At 72.1% G+C, this 23,856-nt stretch carries 22 protein-coding genes; 19 read left to right on the plus strand and 3 right to left on the minus strand.

Annotated features, from left to right (window positions below):
• Window positions 1–30: 30 nt before the first annotated feature.
• From ACFVVU_RS34230 to ACFVVU_RS34290, 13 genes are all read left to right on the plus strand, one after another.
• A complete protein-coding gene (locus ACFVVU_RS34230; protein WP_380685658.1) occupies window positions 31–399 on the plus strand; it encodes a 5-carboxymethyl-2-hydroxymuconate Delta-isomerase in 369 nt (122 codons plus the stop codon).
• A 29-nt stretch (window positions 400–428) separates the two neighbouring features.
• Window positions 429–974, plus strand: a complete 546-nt coding sequence (locus ACFVVU_RS34235) for a hypothetical protein (protein WP_380685660.1) — start codon at window positions 429–431, stop codon at window positions 972–974.
• A 178-nt stretch (window positions 975–1,152) separates the two neighbouring features.
• Window positions 1,153–2,064 carry a pyridoxal 5'-phosphate synthase lyase subunit PdxS gene (gene pdxS, locus ACFVVU_RS34240; protein ID WP_350545123.1) on the plus strand — a complete coding sequence of 304 codons (912 nt, stop codon included), beginning with the start codon at window positions 1,153–1,155 and terminating at the stop codon, window positions 2,062–2,064.
• An 89-nt stretch (window positions 2,065–2,153) separates the two neighbouring features.
• Window positions 2,154–2,771 carry a pyridoxal 5'-phosphate synthase glutaminase subunit PdxT gene (gene pdxT / locus ACFVVU_RS34245; protein WP_380690270.1) on the plus strand — a complete coding sequence of 206 codons (618 nt, stop codon included), beginning with the start codon at window positions 2,154–2,156 and terminating at the stop codon, window positions 2,769–2,771.
• A 92-nt stretch (window positions 2,772–2,863) separates the two neighbouring features.
• Window positions 2,864–3,622, plus strand: coding sequence for a YebC/PmpR family DNA-binding transcriptional regulator (locus ACFVVU_RS34250; protein ID WP_355374443.1), 759 nt, complete (start codon window positions 2,864–2,866; stop codon window positions 3,620–3,622).
• A 118-nt stretch (window positions 3,623–3,740) separates the two neighbouring features.
• Complete coding sequence (gene ruvC / locus ACFVVU_RS34255; protein WP_380687487.1) at window positions 3,741–4,292, plus strand: crossover junction endodeoxyribonuclease RuvC; 552 nt, start codon at window positions 3,741–3,743, stop codon at window positions 4,290–4,292.
• Entirely contained in the window at window positions 4,289–4,900 is a 612-nt protein-coding gene (gene ruvA, locus ACFVVU_RS34260) for a Holliday junction branch migration protein RuvA (protein WP_355374438.1), read from the plus strand. The genes ruvC and ruvA overlap by 4 nt, the downstream gene beginning before the upstream one ends.
• Window positions 4,901–4,988: 88 nt before the next feature.
• Window positions 4,989–6,083: a Holliday junction branch migration DNA helicase RuvB gene (gene ruvB / locus ACFVVU_RS34265; protein WP_380687485.1), complete on the plus strand. Its 1,095-nt coding sequence runs from the start codon at window positions 4,989–4,991 to the stop codon at window positions 6,081–6,083.
• A gap of 273 nt (window positions 6,084–6,356) precedes the next feature.
• Entirely contained in the window at window positions 6,357–6,782 is a 426-nt protein-coding gene (yajC, locus tag ACFVVU_RS34270) for a preprotein translocase subunit YajC (RefSeq protein WP_380687483.1), read from the plus strand.
• Between the two features lie 145 nt (window positions 6,783–6,927).
• Entirely contained in the window at window positions 6,928–8,742 is a 1,815-nt protein-coding gene (gene secD / locus ACFVVU_RS34275) for a protein translocase subunit SecD (protein WP_380687481.1), read from the plus strand.
• 4 nt (window positions 8,743–8,746) lie between these two features.
• On the plus strand, window positions 8,747–9,856 hold the full coding sequence (gene secF / locus ACFVVU_RS34280) for a protein translocase subunit SecF (protein ID WP_380687479.1): 1,110 nt from the start codon (window positions 8,747–8,749) through the stop codon (window positions 9,854–9,856).
• 25 nt (window positions 9,857–9,881) lie between these two features.
• Window positions 9,882–10,433, plus strand: coding sequence for an adenine phosphoribosyltransferase (locus ACFVVU_RS34285; protein ID WP_380687477.1), 552 nt, complete (start codon window positions 9,882–9,884; stop codon window positions 10,431–10,433).
• A 238-nt stretch (window positions 10,434–10,671) separates the two neighbouring features.
• On the plus strand, window positions 10,672–13,089 hold the full coding sequence (locus tag ACFVVU_RS34290; protein ID WP_380689936.1) for a RelA/SpoT family protein: 2,418 nt from the start codon (window positions 10,672–10,674) through the stop codon (window positions 13,087–13,089).
• 100 nt (window positions 13,090–13,189) lie between these two features.
• Here the strand turns inward: ACFVVU_RS34290 and ACFVVU_RS34295 are convergent, their stop codons facing one another.
• Entirely contained in the window at window positions 13,190–14,419 is a 1,230-nt protein-coding gene (locus tag ACFVVU_RS34295; protein ID WP_380683394.1) for a DUF349 domain-containing protein, read from the minus strand.
• Window positions 14,420–14,684: 265 nt separating this feature from the next.
• On the minus strand, window positions 14,685–15,518 hold the full coding sequence (locus tag ACFVVU_RS34300) for a peptidylprolyl isomerase (protein WP_387793894.1): 834 nt from the start codon (window positions 15,516–15,518) through the stop codon (window positions 14,685–14,687).
• Window positions 15,519–15,799: 281 nt separating this feature from the next.
• Between ACFVVU_RS34300 and ACFVVU_RS34305 the strand changes: the two genes are divergently transcribed.
• From ACFVVU_RS34305 to ACFVVU_RS34320, 4 genes are all read left to right on the plus strand, one after another.
• Complete coding sequence (locus ACFVVU_RS34305) at window positions 15,800–16,507, plus strand: MBL fold metallo-hydrolase (RefSeq protein ID WP_380683392.1); 708 nt, start codon at window positions 15,800–15,802, stop codon at window positions 16,505–16,507.
• Between the two features lie 11 nt (window positions 16,508–16,518).
• Window positions 16,519–17,781 (plus strand): histidine--tRNA ligase, encoded by a 1,263-nt coding sequence (gene hisS, locus ACFVVU_RS34310; protein WP_380683391.1) that lies wholly within the window; start codon window positions 16,519–16,521, stop codon window positions 17,779–17,781.
• Complete coding sequence (aspS, locus tag ACFVVU_RS34315) at window positions 17,778–19,568, plus strand: aspartate--tRNA ligase (RefSeq protein WP_380683390.1); 1,791 nt, start codon at window positions 17,778–17,780, stop codon at window positions 19,566–19,568. The genes hisS and aspS overlap by 4 nt, the downstream gene beginning before the upstream one ends.
• Before the next feature lie 161 nt (window positions 19,569–19,729).
• Window positions 19,730–20,176: a GNAT family N-acetyltransferase gene (locus ACFVVU_RS34320; RefSeq protein ID WP_380683389.1), complete on the plus strand. Its 447-nt coding sequence runs from the start codon at window positions 19,730–19,732 to the stop codon at window positions 20,174–20,176.
• On the opposite strand, the gene ACFVVU_RS34325 is transcribed toward ACFVVU_RS34320, so the two are convergent.
• Window positions 20,173–21,144, minus strand: coding sequence for a LysR family transcriptional regulator (locus tag ACFVVU_RS34325; RefSeq protein WP_380683388.1), 972 nt, complete (start codon window positions 21,142–21,144; stop codon window positions 20,173–20,175). The two genes, ACFVVU_RS34320 and ACFVVU_RS34325, sit on opposite strands and share 4 nt — an antisense overlap.
• 271 nt (window positions 21,145–21,415) lie before the next feature.
• Here ACFVVU_RS34325 and ppk2 point away from each other — a divergent pair, with 271 nt between their 5' ends.
• Together ppk2 and ACFVVU_RS34335 are read left to right on the plus strand one after the other, a co-directional pair.
• Window positions 21,416–22,201, plus strand: a complete 786-nt coding sequence (gene ppk2, locus ACFVVU_RS34330) for a polyphosphate kinase 2 (protein WP_380683397.1) — start codon at window positions 21,416–21,418, stop codon at window positions 22,199–22,201.
• Between the two features lie 54 nt (window positions 22,202–22,255).
• Window positions 22,256–23,713 carry a replication-associated recombination protein A gene (locus tag ACFVVU_RS34335; protein WP_380683386.1) on the plus strand — a complete coding sequence of 486 codons (1,458 nt, stop codon included), beginning with the start codon at window positions 22,256–22,258 and terminating at the stop codon, window positions 23,711–23,713.
• Window positions 23,714–23,856: the final 143 nt, after the last annotated feature.

Below are 23,856 nucleotides of genomic sequence, written 5' to 3' on the forward strand. Positions count from 1 at the left end.
TCCGCAGTCCCCGTGTCCCTGGAGGGCCCGATGCCGCAGATCTCCGTCGACTACTCCCCGAGCCTGGCCGGTTCCTTCGACCGCCGTGAGCTGGGCCTGGCGATCAACCGGCTGGCGGTGGAGACCATCGCCGCCCAGCCGGAGGGCTGCAAGACGATCTTCCGGCCGACCGACCCGGAGGTCGTGGTCGGCTGGAGCGAGCGTCCCGAGGCGCAGGTGTTCGTGCAGTTCCAGATCTTCCCGGGGCGCAGCCCGGAGGCGAAGTCGGCGCTCACCGAGGGGGTGCTGGCGCTGCTGGCGGAGCGGGTGAAGCCGGCACCGGGGGAGCGGCTGCACCTGGCGGTGGACGTGCGCGACATCGACCGCGACGCGTACCGGAACACCGCGATCGAGGGGTGAACCGGGGGCACCCGGTAGCGTAGCGCCCCGTGACTACCTGGATCTGGGCCGGCGTGGCCGTGGTGCTGTTCGGCATGTACCTGAGTTGGACGGCCGGAAGGCTGGACCGGCTGCACGCCCGGATCGACGCCGCCCGTGCGGCGCTGGACGCGCAGCTGGTCCGCCGGGCGTCGGTGGCGATGGAGCTGGCGACGTCCTCGCTGCTGGATCCGGCGGCGTCGCTGCTGCTGCTGGACGCGGCGCACGCGGCCCGGCAGGCGGAGGACGAGCAGCGCGAGGTGGCGGAGAGCCAGCTGAGCCTGGCGCTGCGGGCGGTGTTCGCGGAGTCGGAGCAGGTGGCGGCGCTGGTGGCGGAGCCGGGCGGCGAGGACGCGGTGCGGGATCTGACGGCGGCGGTGCGGCGGGTGCCGATGGCGCGGCGGTTCCACAACGACGCGGTGCGGGCGGCGCGGGCGGTGCGTGAGCACCGGCTGGTGCGGTACTTCCGGCTGGCGGGCAAGGCGCCGTTCCCGATGGCCTTCGAGATGGACGACGCGCCGCCGGTGGCACTCACTCCTGAGGGTGCTCCCGCCTAGGACGTGTCGTGCGGGACCTGTCCGTGGCACCCGCTCCACCTGCGGTGACGGCTTGCCCCGGATACGGCCTCTTTGTCGTATCCCACCGGAGCGGCTGGACTTGGTGGCGCATGGAGGGCCGGTTTCTTCCGCCTACCATAGGGCGATAGCACTGGTTCATCTTCGAGTGAGGTCTCACGTGTCCACCACCCCCACCACCGCAGACCAGCCGCAGATCGGTACCGCCCGGGTCAAGCGCGGCATGGCCGAGCAGCTCAAGGGCGGTGTGATCATGGACGTGGTCAACGCCGAGCAGGCCAAGATCGCCGAGGACGCCGGCGCTGTGGCCGTCATGGCCCTGGAGCGGGTGCCGGCCGACATCCGCAAGGACGGCGGCGTGGCGCGCATGTCGGACCCGAACATGATCGAGGAGATCATCGGCGCGGTCTCGATCCCGGTCATGGCGAAGTCCCGGATCGGCCACTTCGTCGAGGCCCAGGTCCTGCAGTCGCTGGGTGTCGACTACATCGACGAGTCCGAGGTGCTGACCCCGGCCGACGAGGTCAACCACTCCGACAAGTGGGCCTTCACCACCCCCTTCGTCTGCGGTGCCACCAACCTGGGCGAGGCGCTGCGCCGCATCGCCGAGGGTGCGGCCATGATCCGCTCCAAGGGCGAGGCCGGTACCGGCAACGTCGTCGAGGCGGTCCGCCACCTGCGCCAGATCAAGAACGAGATCGGCCACCTGCGCGCCCTGGACCACAACGAGCTGTTCGCCGCCGCCAAGGAGCTGCGCGCCCCGTACGAGCTGGTCAAGGAGGTCGCCGAGCTCGGCAAGCTGCCGGTCGTCCTGTTCTCCGCCGGTGGCGTGGCCACCCCGGCCGACGCCGCGCTGATGCGCCAGCTGGGTGCCGAGGGCGTCTTCGTCGGTTCGGGCATCTTCAAGTCGGGCGACCCGGCCAAGCGCGCCGCCGCGATCGTCAAGGCCACCACCTTCTTCGACGACCCGAAGATCATCGCCGACGCCTCCCGCAACCTGGGCGAGGCCATGGTCGGCATCAACTGCGACACCCTGCCCGAGAGCGAGCGGTACGCCAACCGCGGCTGGTAATGCGCTGTGGACGGCCCGCCGCGCGGTGAGATCATCGGCGCGGCGGGCCGCCGTGCGTCGTCGAGTTCGAGAGTCAAGAGGTACGAGAAGTGTCCACTCCAGTCATCGGCGTCCTCGCCCTCCAGGGTGATGTCCGCGAGCACCTGATCGCCCTGGCCGAGGCCGACGCGCTGGCGCGTCCGGTCCGTCGTGCGGAGGAGCTGGCCGAGGTCGACGCGCTGGTGATCCCCGGCGGGGAGTCCACCACGATGTCCAAGCTGGCCCTGCTGTTCGGCGTGATGGACCCGCTGCGCGAGCGGGTCGCCGCCGGCATGCCGGTGTACGGGACCTGCGCCGGCATGATCATGCTGGCCGACAAGATCCTGGACGGGCGCGAGGACCAGGAGACGGTCGGCGGCATCGACATGACGGTGCGCCGCAACGCCTTCGGCCGCCAGAACGAGTCCTTCGAGTCCGGCATCGCCTTCCGCGGCCTGGACGACGCCCCGGTGCACGGCGTGTTCATCCGCGCCCCCTGGGTGGAGTCGGTCGGCGCGGCCGTCGAGGTGCTGGCCGAGCTGCCGGCCGCCGACGGCCCGGAGAGCCGGATCGTGGCCGTGCGCCAGGGCAACCTGCTGGCCACCTCGTTCCACCCGGAGCTCACCGGCGACCACCGGGTGCACGCCTACTTCGTGCGCATGGTCGAGGAGCACCTCGCCGCCGCGTGACCGCGCGTAGGTGACCGTGTGCGGTCGGGCGGCGGCCGCACCGGTAAGATCTCATCTGTTCATTTCCCTTTGGCGACGTAAAGGAGCTGGCGATGTCCGGCCACTCTAAGTGGGCTACCACCAAGCACAAGAAGGCCGTGATCGACGCCAAGCGCGGCAAGCTCTTCGCCAAGATGATCAAGAACATCGAGGTGGCGGCGCGCACCGGCGGCCCCGACCCGGCCGGCAACCCGACGCTCTACGACGCCATCCAGAAGGCGAAGAAGAGCTCGGTCCCGATCGACAACATCAACCGCGCCGTCAAGCGCGGTGGCGGTCTGGAGGCCGGCGGAGCCGACTACCAGACCATCATGTACGAGGGCTACGGCCCGAACGGCGTCGCGGTGCTCATCGAGTGCCTCACCGACAACCGCAACCGCGCCGCCTCCGACGTGCGCGTGGCGATGACCCGCAACGGCGGCTCGATGGCCGACCCGGGCTCGGTCTCCTACCTGTTCACCCGCAAGGGCGTCGTGATCGTCCCCAAGGCGGACGGCGTGGACGAGGACAAGCTCTTCGAGGTCGTCCTGGACCAGGAGCCCGAGGAGATCAACGACCTCGGCGACTCCTTCGAGATCGTCTCCGAGGCCTCCCGGATGGTCGCCGTCCGCACCGCCCTGGTGGACGCCGGCGTCGACTACGACTCGGCCGAGGCCAACTTCCTGCCGAGCATGCAGGTCGAGCTGGACGTCGACGGCGCCCGCAAGATCCTGAAGCTGATCGACGCCCTGGAGGACAGCGACGACGTGCAGAACGTCTTCGCCAACTTCGACATCAGCGACGAGGTCGGTGCGCAGCTCGACGCCGAGTGATCGTGCCCCCTTCCGGCCCGGCGGTCCCCAGGACCGCCGGGCCGGTGTCGTTCGGGGCGCTGTCGGTGGTGACGGGTAGCCTTCGCAGGTCGGAGGAGAGCATGAGGGAGGGGGAGCCTTGGTACGGGTGCTGGGTGTCGACCCTGGGCTGACCAGGTGCGGCGTCGGCGTGGTCGAGGGCGCGCCGGGCCGGCCGCTGCGGATGGCCGGCGTCGGTGTGGTGCGCACCCCCGCCGAGGCGGAGATCGGGCACCGGCTGCTGCTGGTGGAGCAGGGCATCGAGGCCTGGCTGGACGAGCACCGGCCCGACCTGGTGGCGGTCGAGCGGGTCTTCGCCCAGCACAACGTCCGCACCGTGATGGGCACGGCGCAGGCCAGCGCGGTGGCGATGCTCTGCGCGACCCGGCGCGGCATACCGGTCACCCTGCACACCCCCAGCGAGGTCAAGGCCGCCGTCACCGGCTCGGGCCGGGCCGACAAGGCGCAGGTCACGGCCATGGTGCAGCGGCTGCTGCGGTTGGACGCGCCCCCCAAACCGGCCGACGCCGCCGACGCGCTGGCGCTGGCCATCTGCCACATCTGGCGCGGCGGCGCCGCCAACCGCCTGGAGGCCGCGATCCTGGCGGCCCGTACCAGCTCCCCGCACGGCCCGAGAGGAACCACCCGATGATCGCCTTCGTGCAAGGACCCGTGGCGGCGCTGTCCGGCGGCGTCGCGGTGGTCGAGGTCGGCGGGGTCGGCATGGCCGTGCAGTGCACCCCGAACACCATGGCCGGTCTGCGGCTGGGGGAGCCGGCCCGGCTGGCGACCTCGCTGGTGGTCCGGGAGGACTCGCTGACCCTGTTCGGCTTCGCGGACGACGACGAGCGGGCGATCTTCGAGATCCTGCAGGCGGCGCCGGGCGTCGGCCCCAAGCTCGCCCAGGCGATCCTCGGAGTGCACAGCCCCGACGCGCTGCGCCTCGCGGTCGCGAACGGCGACGAGAAGGCACTGGTGGCGGTGCCCGGCATCGGCAAGGCCAAGGCCGCCAAGCTGCTGCTGGAGTACAAGGACAAGCTGGGCGCCCCGCACGGCGCGGTCCCCGCGCAGAAGCCGGTCGCCACCGGGCCGGCGCCGTGGAGCGAGCAGCTGCACTCCGCGCTGGTCGGCCTCGGCTACGCGCCGCGCGAGGCGGACGAGGCGGTCGCCGCCGTCACCCCGCAGGCCGAGGCGCAGCCGGTGCCGGACGTCGGCGCGCTGCTGCGGCTGGCGCTGCGCGGGCTCAACCGTTCTCGCTGAAGCCATCTGACGACCTGTCCTTTTGTCGACACCGCCGACACCGACGGCGCCGACAGTGCCGCCGACACCGATGTGGGAGCCACCTCCGATGAGCCCGTACGACTCCGAGCCCGCCGACCGGCTGGTGACCGCCGCCGCCGACGGTGAGGACCAGGCCGTCGAGGCGGCGCTGCGCCCCCGGCTGCTGGACGAGTTCATCGGCCAGGAGCGCGTGCGCGAGCAGCTGTCGCTGGTGCTCCAGGCGGCCCGCCAGCGCGGCGCGGCCCCCGACCACGTGCTGCTCAGCGGGCCGCCCGGGCTCGGCAAGACCACCCTGTCGATGATCATCGCGGCCGAGCTGGGTGCCCCGATCCGGATCACCTCGGGGCCGGCGATCCAGCACGCGGGCGACCTCGCGGCGATCCTCTCCTCGCTCGCCGAGGGGGAGGTGCTGTTCCTCGACGAGATCCACCGGATGTCCCGGCCGGCCGAGGAGATGCTCTACATGGCGATGGAGGACTTCCGGGTCGACGTGATCGTCGGCAAGGGGCCCGGCGCGACCGCCATTCCGCTGGAGCTGCCGCCGTTCACCCTGGTCGGCGCGACCACCCGGGCCGGTCTGCTGCCGCCGCCGCTGCGCGACCGCTTCGGCTTCACCGGGCACATGGAGTTCTACGCGCCCGCCGAGCTGCAGCGGGTGGTGCACCGCTCGGCCGCGCTGCTGGACGTGGAGATCGACCCGGCCGGCGCCGCCGAGATCGCCGGCCGCTCCCGGGGTACGCCGCGCATCGCCAACCGGCTGCTGCGCCGGGTGCGCGACTACGCGCAGGTGCGGCACGACGGCGTGATCACCCCCGCGATCGCGGGCCGGGCGCTGGACGTCTACGAGGTGGACGCCCGTGGTCTGGACCGGCTGGACCGGGCGGTGCTGGACGCGCTGCTGCGGCTGTTCGGCGGCGGCCCGGTCGGGCTGTCGACCCTGGCGGTCGCGGTGGGGGAGGAGGCCGAGACGGTCGAGGAGGTCGCCGAGCCGTTCCTGGTCCGCGAGGGTCTGCTGGCCCGCACTCCGCGCGGGCGGATCGCCACCGCCGCGGCCTGGCGGCACCTGGGGCTCACCCCGCCGGCACAGCCCGGACGCGCCGCGGCGGCCCCCCAGCCGGAGCTGTTCGCCCCGGACGGGGACGGCGGATCCGGCCAGGGCTGACGACGCGCCGCCCGGTCAGGGCCGAACGGGTGATGGCGGAGCGTGTGCGGACCATGTGCGCCCGCCGCCCGGGGCGCCTGCAGAAGCCGGGGGAGAAGTCCGGGGAAACTGTGCAGGCGGAGGGTCGCCACTTTCGGCGGCAGGATGCGATGCTTGGCGTTGTCCGATCAGTTCGGGGTCGCCTAGACTCCGCCGGACCGCCCCTCTCACCCGACGGGACGACCAATACCACACAGGCCGCCGGCCGGCGGCCCGTAAAGGACCCTGGCTGCAGTGAACCTCATCATCCTCCTCCTCCCGATCCTCGCCATCGTGCTCATGTTCCGGGCGCAGAAGAAGCGCCAGGCGCAGATGACCCAGATGCAGACGGCACTCGAGCCGGGGGCGGGCGTGCGGACCATCGGCGGCCTGTACGCGCAGGTGAAGGCGATCAACGAGGAGACCGTCGAGCTGGAGATCGCGCCGGGCGTGGTCACCCACTTCACCAAGAGCGCGATCGCGGCGGTCCTGGAGCCCGCCGAGTACGACGCGATCATCAACGGTCGCCCGGCCGAGGACGAGGGGGTCGACGCCTCGGACGAGGACGTCGAGGTCGAGGCCGGGTCGGCCGACGCGAAGCCGCTGTCGTTCAGCAAGGACGACGCCGACAGGGGCGACGCGAAGGCCGAGGCCGAGGGCGGGGCTCCCGCGAGCAAGTAGTACGGTCGGGCACCCGCCCGGCTGCGCGGCGTTGTGCCGCGAGCCCACAGGACTCAGGGCCGCAGTTCCGCCATTACCCCGCCCAGCCGCGTGCTGGGCGGGGGTCGGTGGGGGGAAGTGGCATGGACAGGGAGAAACGAGCAAGGTGGCAACACCCAAGTCGCGCCCGCGCGACGGTTACCCAGGGCGGGCGCTGGCCCTCATCCTGGTCGTCACCGTCGGACTGGTCGCCCTCATGTTCGGGACGGGCAACACCAAGCCCCGGCTCGGTATCGACCTCGCCGGCGGTACCAGCATCACGCTGAGCGCGAAGTCGACCGATCCCAAGGCGATCAACAAGTCCAACATGGACATCGCCACCGGGATCATCGAGCAGCGCGTCAACGGTATGGGCGTCTCCGAGGCGGAGGTCCAGACCCAGGGCGACCGCAACATCATCGTGAACATCCCCAAGGGCGGTGACAAGCAGAGCGCCGCCGACCAGGTCGGCACCACCGCGAAGCTCTACTTCCGCCCGGTCCTGGCCCTGGCCCCCAGCGGCATCCAGGCCCCGGCGCCGACCGCGACCCCGTCCGCGGGCGCGACCGGCACCCCGAGCGCCGCCGCCACCCCGAGCGGGACCGCGGCCGCCACCGGTGCCCCGAGCGCCGCCGCGACCGGTACGCCGAGCGCGAGCGCCACCAAGCAGGGCCGCCCGGCCGGTGAGGCCCTCGCGGCCGACAACCCGACCACCCCCGCGGCCACCACCGCCGGTACCCCCGCCGCCACCGGCGCCCCGAGCGCCGCCGCGACCGACCCGGCGGCCACGCAGGACCTCTCCGCGGCGATGACCTCGGGCACCGTCCCGCCGGAGCTGGCCGCCCAGTTCGGCTCGCTGGACTGCACCAAGCCCGAGCAGCGCAACAAGAACTACCAGAGCGCCGAGGGCGCGCCGACCGTCGCCTGCACGCAGAAGGACGAGAACGGCGCCTACTACAAGCTGGCGCTGGGCCCGGTCGCGGTCATGGGGGCGGACGTCTCCAAGGCGCAGGCCACCATCGACACCCAGCAGGGCGGCGGCTGGCAGGTCCAGCTGCAGTTCAACGGCAAGGGCACCGACGCGTTCACCGCCGTCACCGGCCAGCTCGCCACCCAGCCCGACCCGACCAACCAGTTCGCCATCGTGCTGGACGGCCAGGTCGTCTCCCACCCGTACGTGCGCAGCGCCATCCCCGGCGGCTCGGCCGTGATCTCCGGGAACTTCAGCCAGACCGAGGCGCAGAGCCTCGCCAACGTGCTGAGCTTCGGCGCCCTGCCGCTGGAGTTCACCACCAGCGACGTCACCACCGTCTCCCCGCAGCTCGGCGGGGACCAGCTGAAGGCCGGTCTGGTCGCCGGTCTGATCGGCATGATCCTGGTGGTCGCCTACTCGCTGCTCTACTACCGGGGCCTGGGCCTGATCTCGATCGCCGGTCTGCTCGTCTCGGCGGCGCTGACCTACTCGATCATGAGCCTGCTCGGTGCGGGGATCGGCTTCGCGCTGAACCTGCCGGCGGTCTGCGGCGCGATCGTCGCGATCGGTATCACCGCCGACTCCTTCATCGTGTACTTCGAGCGCATCCGCGACGAGGTCCGCGAGGGCGCCCCGCTGCGCCCGGCGGTCCAGCGGGCCTGGCCGCGCGCCCGGCGCACCATCCTGGTGTCGGACTTCGTCTCCTTCCTCTGTGCCGCCGTGCTCTACCTGGTCTCGGTCGGCAAGGTGCAGGGCTTCGCGTTCACGCTGGGCCTGACCACGGCGCTCGACGTCGTCGTCATCTTCCTGTTCACCAAGCCGCTGATCACGCTGCTGGCCCGCCGGAAGTTCTTCTACGAGGGTCACCCGTGGTCCGGCCTGGACCCGAAGCGGCTGGGCGCCCGCCCGCCGCTGCGCAGCACCCGCCGTCGTTCCCCCTCGTCCTCCGCCGCCGTGAAGGGGGCCTGACACCGTGTCGCGCTTCTCCAATCTGGGCCACAAGCTCTACCAGGGCGAGGTCAGCTTCGACTTCGTCGGCCGGCGCAAGCTCTGGTACAGCATCTCCGCGGTGATCGTCCTGGTCGCCGGGATCGGCCTGGCGATGGGCCTGCACCTGGGCATCGAGTTCAAGGGCGGCTCGGTCTACACCGTGACCAAGCCCGGCCTGACGGTGTCGCAGACCCAGGAGGCGGTCGACAAGATCGTCTCCTCGCACCCGCTGGTGCAGTCGACCGACAACGGCAAGATCCGCATCCAGGTCTCCTCGGAGGACAAGACCACCTCCGCCGAGGTCACCGGCAAGCTCTCGCAGGAGCTCGGCGTCCCGGTCGGCGAGATCGAGGCCCAGGTGATCGGCCCCAGCTGGGGTGAGCAGATCTCCAACAAGGCGCTCACCGGTCTGGTCATCTTCATGATCCTGGTGACGATCTACCTGGCGATCGCCTTCGAGTGGCGGATGGCGGTGGCCGCCCTGGTCGCCCTCATCCACGACCTCCTGATCACCATCGGCGTCTACGCCCTGGTGGGCTTCGAGGTCACCCCGGGTACCGTGATCGGCTTCCTGACCATCCTCGGTTACTCCCTCTACGACACGGTCGTCGTCTTCGACACCGTGAAGGAGAACACCAAGGGGATCACCAAGCAGAACAAGCTCACCTACAGCGACGCGGCCAACGCGGGCCTCAACCAGACCCTGGTCCGCTCGCTCAACACCACCGTGGTCGCGCTGCTCCCGGTGGCGGCGCTGCTGTTCATCGGCGGCGGCCTGCTGGGCGCCGGCACCCTGAACGACATCTCGCTGGCGCTGTTCATCGGTCTGGCCGCCGGTGCCTACTCGTCGATCTGCGTCGCCACCCCGCTGCTCGCGCAGCTCAAGGAGGAGGCGCCGGAGATGAAGGCCCTGGCCAAGCGGGTCGCCCAGCGCCGCGCCGCCGACGCCAAGGCCGCCGCGGCCAAGGAGGCCGGCGAGGCGGGCGAGGCCGAGGAGATCGCCGACGAGGACCTGCCGGCGGGTATGGTCGGTCAGCGCGGGCGCCCGGCCGGCACCACGCGTGCCAAGGGCCGTCCGTCGACCAAGCGCTGACCGCCGCCGACCCTAAGGACCCTTCGTGACCACCGCCGACACCCCCCTGGCCGAGCTGCTCACCAGCCGGATCCGGGACGTCCAGGACTACCCGAAGCCGGGCGTGCTGTTCAAGGACATCGCGCCGCTGCTCGCCGACGCCGAGGCCTTCGGCGCGCTCACCCGGGCGCTCGCCGGCCGGGCCGCGGAGCTCGGGGCCACCAAGGTGGTCGGCCTGGAGGCGCGCGGTTTCGTCCTGGCCGCCCCGGCGGCCTTCGCGGCCGGGCTCGGCTTCGTGCCGATCCGCAAGCAGGGCAAGCTGCCCGGCGAGGTGTTCCGCCGCTCCTACGAGCTGGAGTACGGCTCGGCGACGCTGGAGGTCCAGTGCGACGCCTTCGCGCCCGGTGAGCGGGTGCTGGTGGTGGACGACGTGCTCGCCACCGGCGGGACCATCGGTGCCTCGCTGGACCTGGTCAAGGAGGCCGGGGCCGAGCTGGCCGGTGTGGTCGTGCTGATGGAGCTGGGCTTCCTCGACGGCCGCGCGCGGCTGGCGCCGCACCTGGGCGGCGCTCCGCTGGAGACGCTGGTCACGGTCTGAAGTCCCGTTGGGGCCCATCGAACGGCGGGCGGCGGTCGGAATGCTCCGGCCGCCGCCCGCCGTTGTGTCGGGCGTGTGTCCGCCACGTGTGCGGGCCCGGCCGACCGAACGTCCTGACGCCGGGCTCGGTACCATGAAGATTCATCCCCTCCCGGTTGCGCGGGCCGCGGCGCGAGCCGCGCGGCGCCCGCGGGGGGCAGGTCGAGTGCCCTGAGGAGTGTCCTTGCCCGACGAGGTTGTGCCCACGGCGGCCGAGGCCGCCCCCGAGAACCGGCCCACGCCCTCGGGGGCCACCCCGGCACGCCCGGCGCCGACCCCGTCCCGCTCGTCCGCCCCGGCCGGCCGGGCCGCCTCCGCCGGTGGCATGCGGGCCCGCCTCGCCCGCCTCGGCGGCCAGCGCTCCAGCGTGCTCAACCCCGTGCTGGAGCCGCTCTTCCGCTCCATCCGGGCCAATGACCCCAAGGCCGACCCGGCGCTGCTGCGCGACATCGAGAAGGCGTACGCGGTCGCCGAGAAGTGGCACCGCGGGCAGAAGCGCAAGAGCGGCGACCCGTACATCACCCACCCGCTGGCGGTCGCGACCATCCTGGCCGAGCTCGGCATGGACGCCCCGACCCTGATGGCGGGGCTGCTGCACGACACCGTCGAGGACACCGACTACGGCCTGGAGACCCTGCGCAAGGACTTCGGCGACTCGGTGGCCCTGCTGGTGGACGGCGTCACCAAGCTGGACCGGGTCAAGTTCGGCGAGGCCGCCCAGGCCGAGACGGTCCGCAAGATGGTCGTCGCGATGGCCAAGGACCCCCGGGTCCTGGTGATCAAGCTGGCCGACCGCCTGCACAACATGCGCACGATGCGCTACCTCAAGCGGGAGAAGCAGGAGAAGAAGGCCCGCGAGACCCTGGAGATCTACGCCCCGCTGGCGCACCGGCTGGGCATGAACACCATCAAGTGGGAGCTGGAGGACCTCGCCTTCGCGATCCTCTACCCCAAGATGTACGACGAGATCGTCCGGCTGGTCGCCGAGCGCGCCCCCAAGCGGGACGAGTACCTGGCGACCGTCATCGACCAGGTCCAGGGCGACCTGCGCGGCGCCCGGATCACCGCCTCCGTCACCGGCCGGCCGAAGCACTACTACTCGGTCTACCAGAAGATGATCGTCCGGGGCCGGGACTTCGCCGAGATCTACGACCTGGTGGGCATCCGGGTCCTGGTCGACACCGTCCGCGACTGCTACGCGGCGCTGGGCACCATCCACGCGCGGTGGAACCCGGTGCCGGGGCGGTTCAAGGACTACATCGCGATGCCCAAGTTCAACATGTACCAGTCGCTGCACACCACGGTGATCGGTCCCGGGGGCAAGCCCGTCGAGCTGCAGATCCGCACCTTCGACATGCACCGCCGCGCCGAGTACGGCATCGCCGCGCACTGGAAGTACAAGCAGCGCGCGGTGGCCGGCGCGTCCAAGGTGCGCACCGACACCCCCACCCAGACCCGCAAGGACGACAAGGCCGGCGCCGTCAACGAGATGGCCTGGCTGCGGCAGCTGCTGGACTGGCAGAAGGAGACCGCCGACCCCAGCGAGTTCCTGGAGTCGCTCCGCTTCGACCTGGCCAGCAACGAGGTCTTCGTCTTCACCCCCAAGGGCGACGTCATAGCCCTGCCGGCCGGGGCCACCCCGGTGGACTTCGCGTTCGCGGTGCACACCGAGGTCGGCTACCGCACCATCGGGGCCCGGGTGAACGGGCGGCTGGTGCCGCTGGAGTCGACCCTGGAGAACGGCGACACCGTCGAGGTGTTCACCTCCAAGGCGGAGAACGCCGGGCCGTCCCGGGACTGGCTGGGCTTCGTGAAGTCCCCGCGCGCCCGCAACAAGATCCGTGCCTGGTTCTCCAAGGAGCGCCGCGAGGAGGCGATCGAGCAGGGCAAGGAGGCCATCGCCCGCGCGATGCGCAAGCAGGGCCTGCCGATCCAGCGGATCCTCACCGGCGACTCGCTGGTCACCCTCGCCCACGAGATGCGCTACCCGGACATCTCCTCGCTGTACGCGGCGATCGGCGAGGGCCACGTCACCGCGCAGAGCATCGTCCAGAAGCTGGTGCAGGCGCTCGGCGGCGAGGAGGGTGCCACCGAGGACCTCGCGGAGACGGCCACCCCGACCCACGACAACCGGCGCGCGGTGCGCCGCCGGGCCAAGGGCGACCCGGGCGTGATCGTCAAGGGCGTCGAGGACGTCTGGGTCAAGCTGTCGCGCTGCTGCACCCCGGTGCCGGGCGACGCCATCGTCGGCTTCGTCACCCGCGGCAACGGCGTCTCGGTGCACCGCGCCGACTGCGTCAACGTCGAGGCGCTCAGCCAGCAGCCCGAGCGGATGATCGAGGTCGACTGGGCGGCCACCCAGTCCTCGGTCTTCCTGGTGGCCATCCAGGTCGAGGCACTGGACCGCTCCCGGCTGCTCTCGGACGTCACCCGGGTGCTGTCCGACCAGCACGTCAACATCCTGTCGGCGGCGGTGCAGACCTCCCGCGACCGGGTGGCGATGAGCCGCTTCACCTTCGAGATGGGCGACCCCAAGCACCTGGGCCACGTCCTCAAGGCGGTCCGCGGCGTCGAGGGCGTCTACGACGTCTACCGCGTCACCTCGGCCCGCAAGTAGCCGCGCCGCACGGTCCGCACGAGCCCGACGCGGCCGTGCGACGCGAAGGGCCCCCGGGGATCGCTCCCCGGGGGCCCTTCGCGTGGTGTCCGCGGCCGGATCAGCCGCTGAACTCCTCCTGGCTGCGGTGCGCCTGCTCCAGCAGCTCCTGGACGCCGGCCAGCTCGGACTCCAGCTTGGCCGCCTTGGCGGCGTTGCCGGCCGCGCGGGCCTTGTCCAGGTCGGAGCGGAGCTTGTCCGCCTTGGCCTCGAACAGGCCGACCATGCCGGCCGCACGGGCCTTGGCCTCCGGGTTGGAGCGCTTCCACTCGGCGTCCTCGGCCTCGCGGATGGCCCGCTCGACCGCGTTCAGCCGGCCGTCCAGCTTCGGGCGGACGTCGCGCGGCACGTGGCCGATCGCCTCCCAGCGCTCATTGACCTCGCGCAGCGCCGCCTTGGCCGCCTTGAGGTCGGTGATCGGCAGGATCGTCTCGGCCTCGGCCGCCAGTGCCTCCTTGAGCTTCTGGTTGGCGACCTGCTCGGCGTCACGCTCGCTGAACACCGCGCTGCGCGCCTGGAAGAAGACGTCCTGGGCGCCGCGGAACCGCGCCCACAGCTCGTCCTCGACGTCGCGCTGGGCGCGGCCGGCGGCCTTCCAGCGGGCCATCAGGTCGCGGTAGCCGGCCGCGGTGTCGCCCCACTCGGTCGACGAGGAGAGCGCCTCGGCCTCGGCGACCAGCTGCTCCTTGGTGAGCCGGGCCTGCTCGCGCTCGGCGTCCAGCGCCGCGAAGTGCGACTTGCGGTGCTTGGAGAAGACCGAGCGGGCGTGCGAGAAGCGGTGCCACAGCTCGTCGTCGCTCTTGCGGTCCAGCCGGGGCAGGCCCTTCCAGGTGTCCACCAGGGCGCGCAGCCGGTCGCCGGCCTCCCGCCACTGGGTGGACTCGGCGAGCTGCTCGGCCTCCGCGACCAGCGCCTCCTTGGCGGTGCGGGTCTCGTCCTGGGCCTTGGCCCGGGCCGCCTTGCGCTCCTCGCGACGGCTCTCGATCTGGCCGGCGAGCGTGTCCAGCCGCTGGGCCAGTGCCGCCAGGTCGCCCACCGCGTGCGCCTCGGTGACCTGCTCGCGCAGGTGCTCCAGGGCGGCCTGGGCGTCCTTGGCGGCCAGGTCGGTGGTGCGCACCCGCTTCTCCAGCAGGCCGATCTCCACCTCGATGCCCTGGTACTTGCGCTCGAAGTAGGCGAGCGCCTCCTCGGGCGAGCCGGCCTGCCAGGAGCCGACGACGCGTTCGCCGTCCGCGGTCCTGACGTAGACCGTGCCCTGCTCGTCGACACGGCCCCACGGGTCGCTGCTCATAGCGCGTCCTCCACATGACGTCGCGCCCGCGCCGGGGCGGTACGCGTCCGTCGTCCACAGTTGATGTGCGGCGGACCGATGAGTCCGCCGTCCCCGTCCGCCGTGTTCTTCTGCTGCCGAGGGTGACGGCCGGCGGGTCTGGGCACCCTATACAACGCCAACATAGGCGACCAGGCCCGGTGCTGTCCGCATCCGGGCCGGGCGATTTCGGTCCGGGGCGGTCCGGGGGCGCCGCGACGGCGCTCCAGGACCGCCCCGGAGCGGGTCAACCCTTCGCGGCGGTCACCGAGTTGAGGGTGACGTCGGCCATCGGGTGGCCGTCCCCGCCGCCCTCCAGGGTGCCCGCGGCGGCGATCTTCTGGAGCACGTCCAGACCGCCGGTGATCGTGCCGAACGGGGTGTAGTTCGGCGACAGCTCGGTGTCCTTGTAGACCAGGAAGAACTGGCTGCCGTTGGTGCCCGGGCCGGCGTTGGCCATCGCCACGGTGCCGGCCGGGTACTTGGCGCCGGTGAGGTTCTCGTCGGCGAACTTGTAGCCCGGGCCGCCGGTGCCGCCCGGAGCGGTGGCGCTGGCGGTCGGGTCGCCGCACTGCAGTACGAAGATGCCGCCGGTGGTGAGCCGGTGGCACTTGGTGTGGTCGAAGTACTGCTCGCCGGCCAGGAAGGTGAAGGAGTTCACCGTGTGCGGCGCCTTGGCGGCGTCCAGCGCCAGCGTCACCTTGCCGCAGTTGGTGTCCAGGGTCACGTTGTACGTGGCCTTGGTGTCGACGGTCAGGGCCGGCTCGGCCTGCCACTTCTTGCCGTTCGGGGTGCCCGGCGCCGGCTCTCCGCAGCCCTCGACCGGCTTGCGGGTCGGCACGCTGGGCTCGGTCGGGGTCGGCGCGGCCTGCGCGGTGGCGCCGTCCTTCTTCTTGTCGTCCGAGTCGAAGGCGCCGGTCGCGAAGAGGGTGCCGCCACCCGCCAGCACGACCACGGCGAGTGACGCGCCGAGGATCGTGTTGCGCCGCTTGCGCGCGGCCGCCGCGGCGACCCGGCGCTCCTGCTGGCGCTCGTACTTATCCCGGGCGAGCTGCCGCCGTCGCTGTTCGCTGCTGACCACCGGCTCTGTCTCCTACGGATGTGCTGATCGCGGATGTGGGGGCTTCGTCTGTGTGCGACGCCGATGCGGATCATCGCACTCATCGGCGGCCAAGTGTAGGGACCGCGACCGTAAGAACGGGGTGAACCGTTCAGCTCGAAGTGAACCTGTCACGCCCATCTGGTTCGCAACCGGGCCCGCACCGCCGGTAGGCTGCCCCTACATCACAGTTCGTAGCCGCAGCCGAAGCCGCCACGGCGAGGAACGCCGAAGACCCCGAAGACCGACACCGAAGGACGCGCGTGTTCATCGCCGGATTCCCCGCTGGAGCCTGGGGCACCAACTGCTACCTGGTCGCGCCGGGGCCGGGCGAGGAGTGCGTCATCGTCGATCCGGGGCACCAGGCCGCCGCCGGCGTCGAGGAACTGGTCCGCGAGCACCGGCTCAAGCCGGTCGCGGTGCTGCTCACCCACGGCCACATCGACCACGTCGCCTCCGTGGTCCCGGTCTGCGGCGCCAAGGGCGTGCCGGCCTGGATCCACCCCGAGGACCGCTACATGATGAGCGACCCGGAGAAGGCGCTCGGCCGCTCCCTGGGCACCCAGCTGATGGGCGAGCTGACCGTCGGCGAGCCCGACGACGTGCGCGAGCTCACCGACGGCAGCGTGCTGGAACTGGCCGGCCTGTCCCTCACCGTCGACCACGCCCCCGGCCATACCAAGGGGTCGGTGACGTTCCGGACGCCCGGCGCCGAGGACCTTCCCCCGGTGCTCTTCTCGGGCGACCTGCTCTTCGCCGGCTCCATAGGGCGAACCGACCTCCCGGGCGGGGACGGCGAGGCGATCCTGCGCTCGCTGGCCCGGGTGTGCCTGCCCCTCGACGACGCCACCGTGGTCCTCTCCGGCCACGGCGGACAGACCACCATCGGCCGCGAGCGCGCCACCAACCCCTACCTCCGGCAGGCAGCGGGGGCGGCCGGCGCCCCGGCTTTCCCGCGACGAGGAATGTGACGGAAGAGAAGTTGAGCACCTTCACCGCCCCCAAGGGCACCTACGACCTGCTGCCGCCCAGCTCGGCGACCTTCCTGGCGGTCCGCGAGGCGATCGCCGCCCCGGCCCGCCGGGCCGGCTACGGGTACATCGAGACCCCGGTCTTCGAGGACGTCAAGCTGTTCTCGCGCGGCGTCGGCGAGTCGACGGACATCGTCAGCAAGGAGATGTACACCCTCACCACCAAGGGCGGCGACGAGCTCGCGCTGCGCCCCGAGGGCACCGCCTCCGTGCTGCGCGCCGCGCTCCAGGCCAACCTGCACAAGCAGGGCAACCTGCCGGTCAAGCTCTGGTACTCCGGCTCCTACTACCGCTACGAGCGGGCGCAGAAGGGCCGCTACCGCCAGTTCTCGCAGGTCGGCGCGGAGGCGATCGGCGCCGAGGACCCGGCGCTGGACGCCGAGCTGATCATCCTGGCCGACGACGCCTTCCGCGCGCTCGGCCTGAGCGACTACCGCCTGCTGCTCAACAGCCTCGGCGACAAGCAGTGCCGCCCGGTCTACCGCGCCGCCCTGGTCGAGTTCCTGGCCGGCCTGGACCTCGACGAGGACACCCGCCGCCGCGCCGAGATCAACCCGCTGCGGGTGCTGGACGACAAGCGCGCGGACGTGCAGGCCCAGCTCGGCGGCGCCCCGATGCTGCGCGACTACCTCTGCGAGGACTGCAAGGCCTACGACGAGAAGGTCCGCGAGCTGCTGACCGCGAACGGCGTCGCCTTCGTCGACGACCCCAAGCTGGTCCGCGGCCTGGACTACTACACCCGGACCACCTTCGAGTTCGTGCACAACGGCCTCGGCGCCCAGTCCGCGATCGGCGGCGGCGGCCGCTACGACGGCCTGTCCGAGATGATCGGCGGCCCGGCGCTGCCCTCGGTCGGCTGGGCGCTCGGCGTGGACCGCACCTTCCTGGCCCTGGAGGCCGAGGGAGTCACCCTCGACCTGCCGGCCGCCACCTCCGTCTACGCCGTCGCGCTCGGCGAGGAGGCCAAGAACGTCCTGTTCGCCAAGGTGATCGAGCTGCGCCGGGCCGGCGTCGCCACCGATCTCGCCTTCGGCGTCAAGAGCATCAAGAACGCCATGAAGTCCGCCGACCGTTCCGGCGCCCGCTTCGCCCTCGTCGCGGGGGAGCGCGACCTCGCCGAGGGCGTCGTCCAGCTCAAGGACCTCACCACCGGCGAGCAGAACCCCGTCGCCCTCGACGCACTCGTCACCACCCTGAAGGAGAAGCAGCTGTGATCCGCACGCACGACGCGGGCACGCTCCGCCCGGAGCACGCAGGCACCACCGTCACCCTGGCCGGCTGGGTCGCCCGCCGCCGCGACCACGGCGGCGTGGCCTTCATCGACCTGCGCGACGCCTCCGGCACCGTGCAGATCGTGGTCCGCGACCTCGACTCGGTGCACGGCCTGCGGGCCGAGTACTGCGTCAAGGTGGTCGGCGACGTCCGGGTGCGGCCCGAGGGCAACGAGAACCCGGACATCCCGACCGGCGCCGTCGAGGTCGTCGTCAGCGAGATCGAGGTCCTCTCCGAGGCCGCGCCGCTGCCGTTCCCGGTCGCCGAGTACGAGCCCGGCACGGTCAACGAGGAGGTGCGCCTCCGTTACCGCTACCTCGACCTGCGCCGCGAGGGCCCGGCCAAGGGCCTGCGCCTGCGCTCCAAGGTCAACAACATCATCCGCCGGGTGATGGAGGAGAACGACTACCTCGACATCGAGACGCCGTACCTCACCCGCTCCACCCCCGAGGGCGCCCGCGACTTCCTCGTCCCGGTCCGCCTGCAGCCCGGCCACTGGTACGCCCTGCCGCAGTCGCCCCAGCTGTTCAAGCAGCTGCTGATGGTGGCCGGCATGGAGCGCTACTACCAGATCGCCCGCTGCTTCCGCGACGAGGACTTCCGCGCCGACCGCCAGCCGGAGTTCACCCAGCTGGACATCGAGGCCTCCTTCGTCGACCAGGAGGACATCCTGGCCCTCGGCGAGAAGATCATCGGCGCCGTCTGGCGCGAGGTCCACGGCTACGAGATCCCGAACCCGCTGCCGCGGATGACCTACGCCGACGCCATGGGCCGCTACGGCTCGGACAAGCCGGACGTCCGCTTCGGCCAGGAGCTCACCGACCTCACCGGGTACTTCAAGGGCACCGACTTCCGGGTCTTCCAGGCCCCGTACGTCGGCGCCGTGGTCATGCCCGGCGGTGCCTCGCAGCCGCGCAAGCAGCTCGACGCCTGGCAGGACTGGGCCAAGGCGCGCGGCGCCCGCGGCCTCGCCTACGTGCTGATCGACGCCGAGACCGGCGAGCTGCGCGGCCCGGTCGCCAAGAACCTCTCCGAGGAGCACCTGGCCGGCCTGGCCGCCGCCGCCGGCGCCAAGAACGGCGACGCGATCTTCTTCGCGGCCGGCAAGGAGCGCCCCTCCCAGGAGCTGCTCGGCGCCGCCCGTCTGGAGATCGGCCGCCGCTGCGAGCTGATCGACGAGTCCCAGTGGGCCTTCCTGTGGGTCGTCGACTTCCCGATGTTCGAGCCGATCGAGGACGACAAGGGCGCCTTCCAGGGCTGGCACGCCGTGCACCACCCGTTCACCGCCCCCACGGCGGAGTCGCTGGCCACCTTCGACACCGACCCGGGCAGCGCCCTGTCCAACGCCTACGACCTGGTGCTCAACGGCTCGGAGCTGGGCGGCGGTTCGATCCGTATCCACCAGCGGGACGTGCAGAAGCGGGCGTTCGACGCGATCGGCCTCTCCGAGGAGGAGGCGGCCTCGCAGTTCGGCTTCCTGCTGGACGCCTTCAACTACGGCCCGCCGCCGCACGGTGGTGTCGCCTTCGGCCTGGACCGGATCGTCACCCTGCTCGGTGGGTACGACACCATCCGGGACGTCATCGCCTTCCCGAAGACGTCCACCGGCGGCGACCCGCTGACCGGCGCCCCCACCCCGATCACCCCGGCGCAGCGGCGAGAGGCCGGCGTGGACGCCCAGCCGAAGGCCCGCGAGGACGGCAAGTCGGAGGGCCAGCCGAAGGCCTGACACCCCGTCGGCCGACATCGGCTAACCTTTCACGGCCCCGGACGGTTTTCCGCTGTCCGGGGCCGGTCCACAACGGTGTGCGACAAAGAGAGGGTTCCCCTGTGAAGGTCAGTACCAGGATCGAGTGTCCCGAGGACGCGCCCGCCACCAGACGTGTTCACATGGCCGCCTTCCCCGGCCCCGACGAGGCAGACCTGGTCGACGCACTGCGCCGCGACCCGGCCTGGCTGCCCGACCTGTCGGTGGTCGCGGTCGACGACTCCGGGCTGGTGGTCGGCCACGCGCTGCTCACCCGGCTGCGGGTCGGCGAGGGCCGGGGGCTGGCGCTCGCGCCGGTCGCCGTGGCTCCCGAATGGCAGCGCAAAGGCGTCGGCGAGCTGGTGGTCAGGGCCGCGCTGACGGCCGCCGAGGAGGCCGGCGAGAAGCTCGTCGTCGTGCTCGGCGATCCCGACTACTACGGCCGTTTCGGTTTCATCCCGGCCCAACGGCACGAGGTGAGCGGTCCGTTCGAGGTGCCCGGGGAGTACTTCCAGGCGCTCGCGCTGCCCGCGTACGACGGCTCCCCGCGGGGCCTGTGCCACTACCCCGAGCCCTTCGAGGCCGTCTAGCCCCCAGCCCCAGCCCGACGGCCGGCCCCTGGCCAGCCCGACGGGGCCGTCCGGGCCGAGCGAGCCGGCTCTCCTCCGAGACCTATCGTGGCGCGGCAACTGCGCACGAACGCGGTCATGGCGGGCGTCGGCTTCCGGTCCTTCGGCCAGTACAGCCCGACCTGGCTCGGGCTCAACCCTCGCACCGGCCGGTACGCGACATCCTCGCGCGGTGCCAGCCGACTCATCGTCTCCGGGGCGAAACCGACGCCCTGGCCGCACACCACCGCGGCCAGCCACTCGTCGGTGTTGTGCGCCACTGCGCCGATCCGCACAGGTCGCCCGCCCCGCTCCCGGACCGCCAGCCAGTAGTCGCGCCAGTGCCCGGCCTCGTGCGGGATCGCCACGAAGGGCTCGTCGAGCAGCTCCTCGAAGTCGATCACCGCACGGGCGGCCAGCCGGTGCCCGGCCGGCAGCGCCGCGCAGCGCGCCTCCTCGCCCAGCACGGCCACCCCGTACCGCTCGGAGAGCGACGGCGGAGCGTGCCAGAGCGTCAGGTCGATCTCGCCGGAGGCCAGGCCCGAGGTCGGGTCGAACCAGTTGTTCTGCCGCAGTTCCACCTGCCAGCCCGGCATCCTGCGGCCGAAGTCCGTCACCGTGCGCCGGGACATCAGGTTGATGATGCCGCCCTCGAATCCCACCCGCAGCGTCGAGCCCTGGTCCGCCGCGGCCGCCCGGGTGGCGCGCAGCGCCTCCTCCCAGCCCGCCAGCAGTGCCCCGGCGTGCGCGGCCAGCGCCCAGCCGGCCCGGGTGGGGGCCATGCCGCGCCGCGACCGTTCGAACAGCTCCACCCCGAGTTGGCTCTCCAGCTGGCGGATCTGTTTGGTCAGCGTCGGCTGGGAGACGAACAGCCGGGCCGCCGCCGCGGTCAGCTGACCCTCCTCGCAGACCGCGGCGAAACTGCGCAGCAGGCGGGTGTCGACATCCATGCCCCCAGGTTATGGAACCGGAAATTGGACCCGTCCGGCAGGTCTGGGTCATGGTTGGTCGCTCGGTCCTCGGACCGGCCCACGGGGGAGCCGGGCAGCGGCGGTTCAGGGGGCGGCCGCTGCCCGGCCGGTCCCCCCGACCTGCGGGAACCGGTTCCAGGACGTACGGTGAAGGGTCATCAGTACCCCACCGAACGGAGGCCCCCGGGTGGCAGCGAAGGCCCAGCACGAGCAGAGCGCCGCGGACGGGCGGACCGGCCCGGGCGAGCGCCTGGCGAGGAAGCCCTACGAGCAGGAACTGCTGCGGCTCCAGCACGAGCTGGTGAAGCTCCAGGAGTGGGTGCGCGCCGAGGGCGCCCGGCTGGTGGTGGTGTTCGAGGGGCGCGACGCGGCCGGCAAGGGCGGCGCGATCAAGCGGGTGACGGAGTTCCTGAACCCGCGCATCGCCCGGGTCGCCGCGCTGCCCGCGCCCACCGAGCGCCAGCGCACCCAGTGGTACTTCCAGCGCTACGTCGAGCACCTGCCGGCCGCCGGGGAGATCGTGCTGTTCGACCGCAGCTGGTACAACCGGGCCGGGGTGGAGAAGGTGATGGGCTTCTGCACCGAGGAGGAGTACTGGCAGTTCCTGCAGCAGTGCCCGACCTTCGAGCGGATGCTCACCGAGTCCGGCCTGCTATTGCGCAAGTACTGGTTCTCGGTCAGCGACACCGAGCAGCAGCGACGCTTCCGGGACCGTCTTGAGGACCCGATGAAGCGGTGGAAGCTCTCGCCGATGGACGTCGAGTCGATCAGCCGCTGGGAGGACTACTCGCGGGCCAAGGACGAGATGTTCCTGCACACCGACACCCCGGACTCGCCGTGGAACGTGGTGGAGAGCGACGACAAGCGGCGGGCCCGGATCAACATGATCGCCCACCTGCTCTCCACCCTGCCCTACCGCGAGGTGAAGCCGCCGCGGATCGAGCTGCCGCGGCGCCCGGCCTCGCGCGGCTACCAGCGGCCCCCGCGCGACCTCCAGCGCTACGTCCCGGACCACGCGGCGGGCCTCGGGGAGTAGTGGCGCGGGCGCCGGCCGGGCCGTGCTGTCGGCGGGCTCGCATAGGCTTCCGGTGTGGACGAACCGGACCTCTTCACCGCCGCCGCCGAGGAACGCCAGAGCAAGGAGCCCGGCCGCGCGCCGCTCGCCGTGCGGATGCGCCCGCGCACCCTCGACGAGGTGGCCGGCCAGCGGCAGTTGCTCAAGGACGGCTCCCCGCTGCGCCGGCTGGTCGCGGGCTCGCGCGGTCCGGCGGCGACCAGCTCGGTGATCCTGTGGGGCCCGCCCGGGACCGGCAAGACCACGCTGGCGCACGTGATCAGCCAGGCGGTGGAGGGGCGCTTCGTCGAGCTGTCCGCGATCACCGCCGGGGTCAAGGAGGTCCGCGCGGTCATCGACGGCGCCCGCCGCGCGGTCGGCATGACCGGCCGGGAGACGGTGCTGTTCCTCGACGAGATCCACCGCTTCTCCAAGGCCCAGCAGGACTCCCTGCTGCCCGCCGTGGAGAACCGCTGGGTCACCCTGATCGCCGCGACCACCGAGAACCCGTACTTCTCGGTGATCTCCCCGCTGCTCTCCCGCTCGCTGCTGCTGACCCTGGAGTCGCTGACCGACGACGACGTGCGGGCGCTGCTGCGCCGCGCGGTCGCCGACGAGCGCGGCCTGGAGGGCGCGGTGGAGCTGAGCCAGGAGGCCGAGGACCACCTGGTGCGGCTGGCCGGCGGGGACGCCCGCAAGGCGCTCACCACGCTGGAGGCGGCGGCCGGCGCGGCGCTGGAGAAGGGCGAGGCGAGCATCACGCTGGCCACCACCGAGACCGCCGTCAACCAGGCGGCGGTCCGCTACGACCGGGACGGCGACCAGCACTACGACGTGGCCAGCGCGCTGATCAAGTCGATCCGGGGCAGTGACGTGGACGCCACGCTGCACTACCTGGCCCGGATGATCGAGGCGGGGGAGGACCCGCGGTTCATCGCCCGGCGGCTGATGATCTCGGCCAGCGAGGACGTCGGCCTGGCCGATCCGACGGCGCTGCAGACCGCGGTGTCGGCGGCCCAGGCGGTGGCGCTGATCGGTTTCCCGGAGGCCCGGATCATCCTCTCCCAGGCGGCCATCGCGCTCGCCCTGGCGCCCAAGTCGAACGCCGCGTACCTGGCGATCGACGCGGCGCTCGCGGACGTCCGGCAGGGGCTGGCCGGGCCGGTGCCGCCGCACCTGCGGGACGCGCACTACGGCGGCGCGGGCAAGCTGGGGCACGGCAAGGGGTACCGCTACCCGCACGACCTGCCGGAGGGCATCGCGGCCCAGCAGTACGCGCCGGACGCGGTGCACGGCAAGGCGTACTACCAGCCGACCCGGCACGGCGGGGAGGCGCGCTACGCGGACGTGGTGGAGTGGACCAGGGCGCGGCTGCGCGGGGAGCCGAGGGCGGCGTCGAAGGGGGCTTCCAAGGCGGAGCCGAAGAAGGAGCCGAAGGCGGCGCCCACGGGGGAGCCGAAGGGCCAGGAGGAGCCCGGGTCAAAGGACGGGTGATCTGCCGGTATACTCGGGCGGAGTGCCATGTCCCGGGACGGCGGCGGGGGAGACCCAGCCGACCGGCCGCACCAGCGGGACATCGGCCGTCGGCCTCCTCCGGGAGGTCCGTACCAGGAGCGTCGCGCACCGTTTCGGTGTCG

The organism is Kitasatospora sp. NPDC057965 (assembly GCF_042887135.1).
In the GTDB taxonomy this organism is placed as follows: Bacteria; Actinomycetota; Actinomycetes; order Streptomycetales; family Streptomycetaceae; genus Kitasatospora.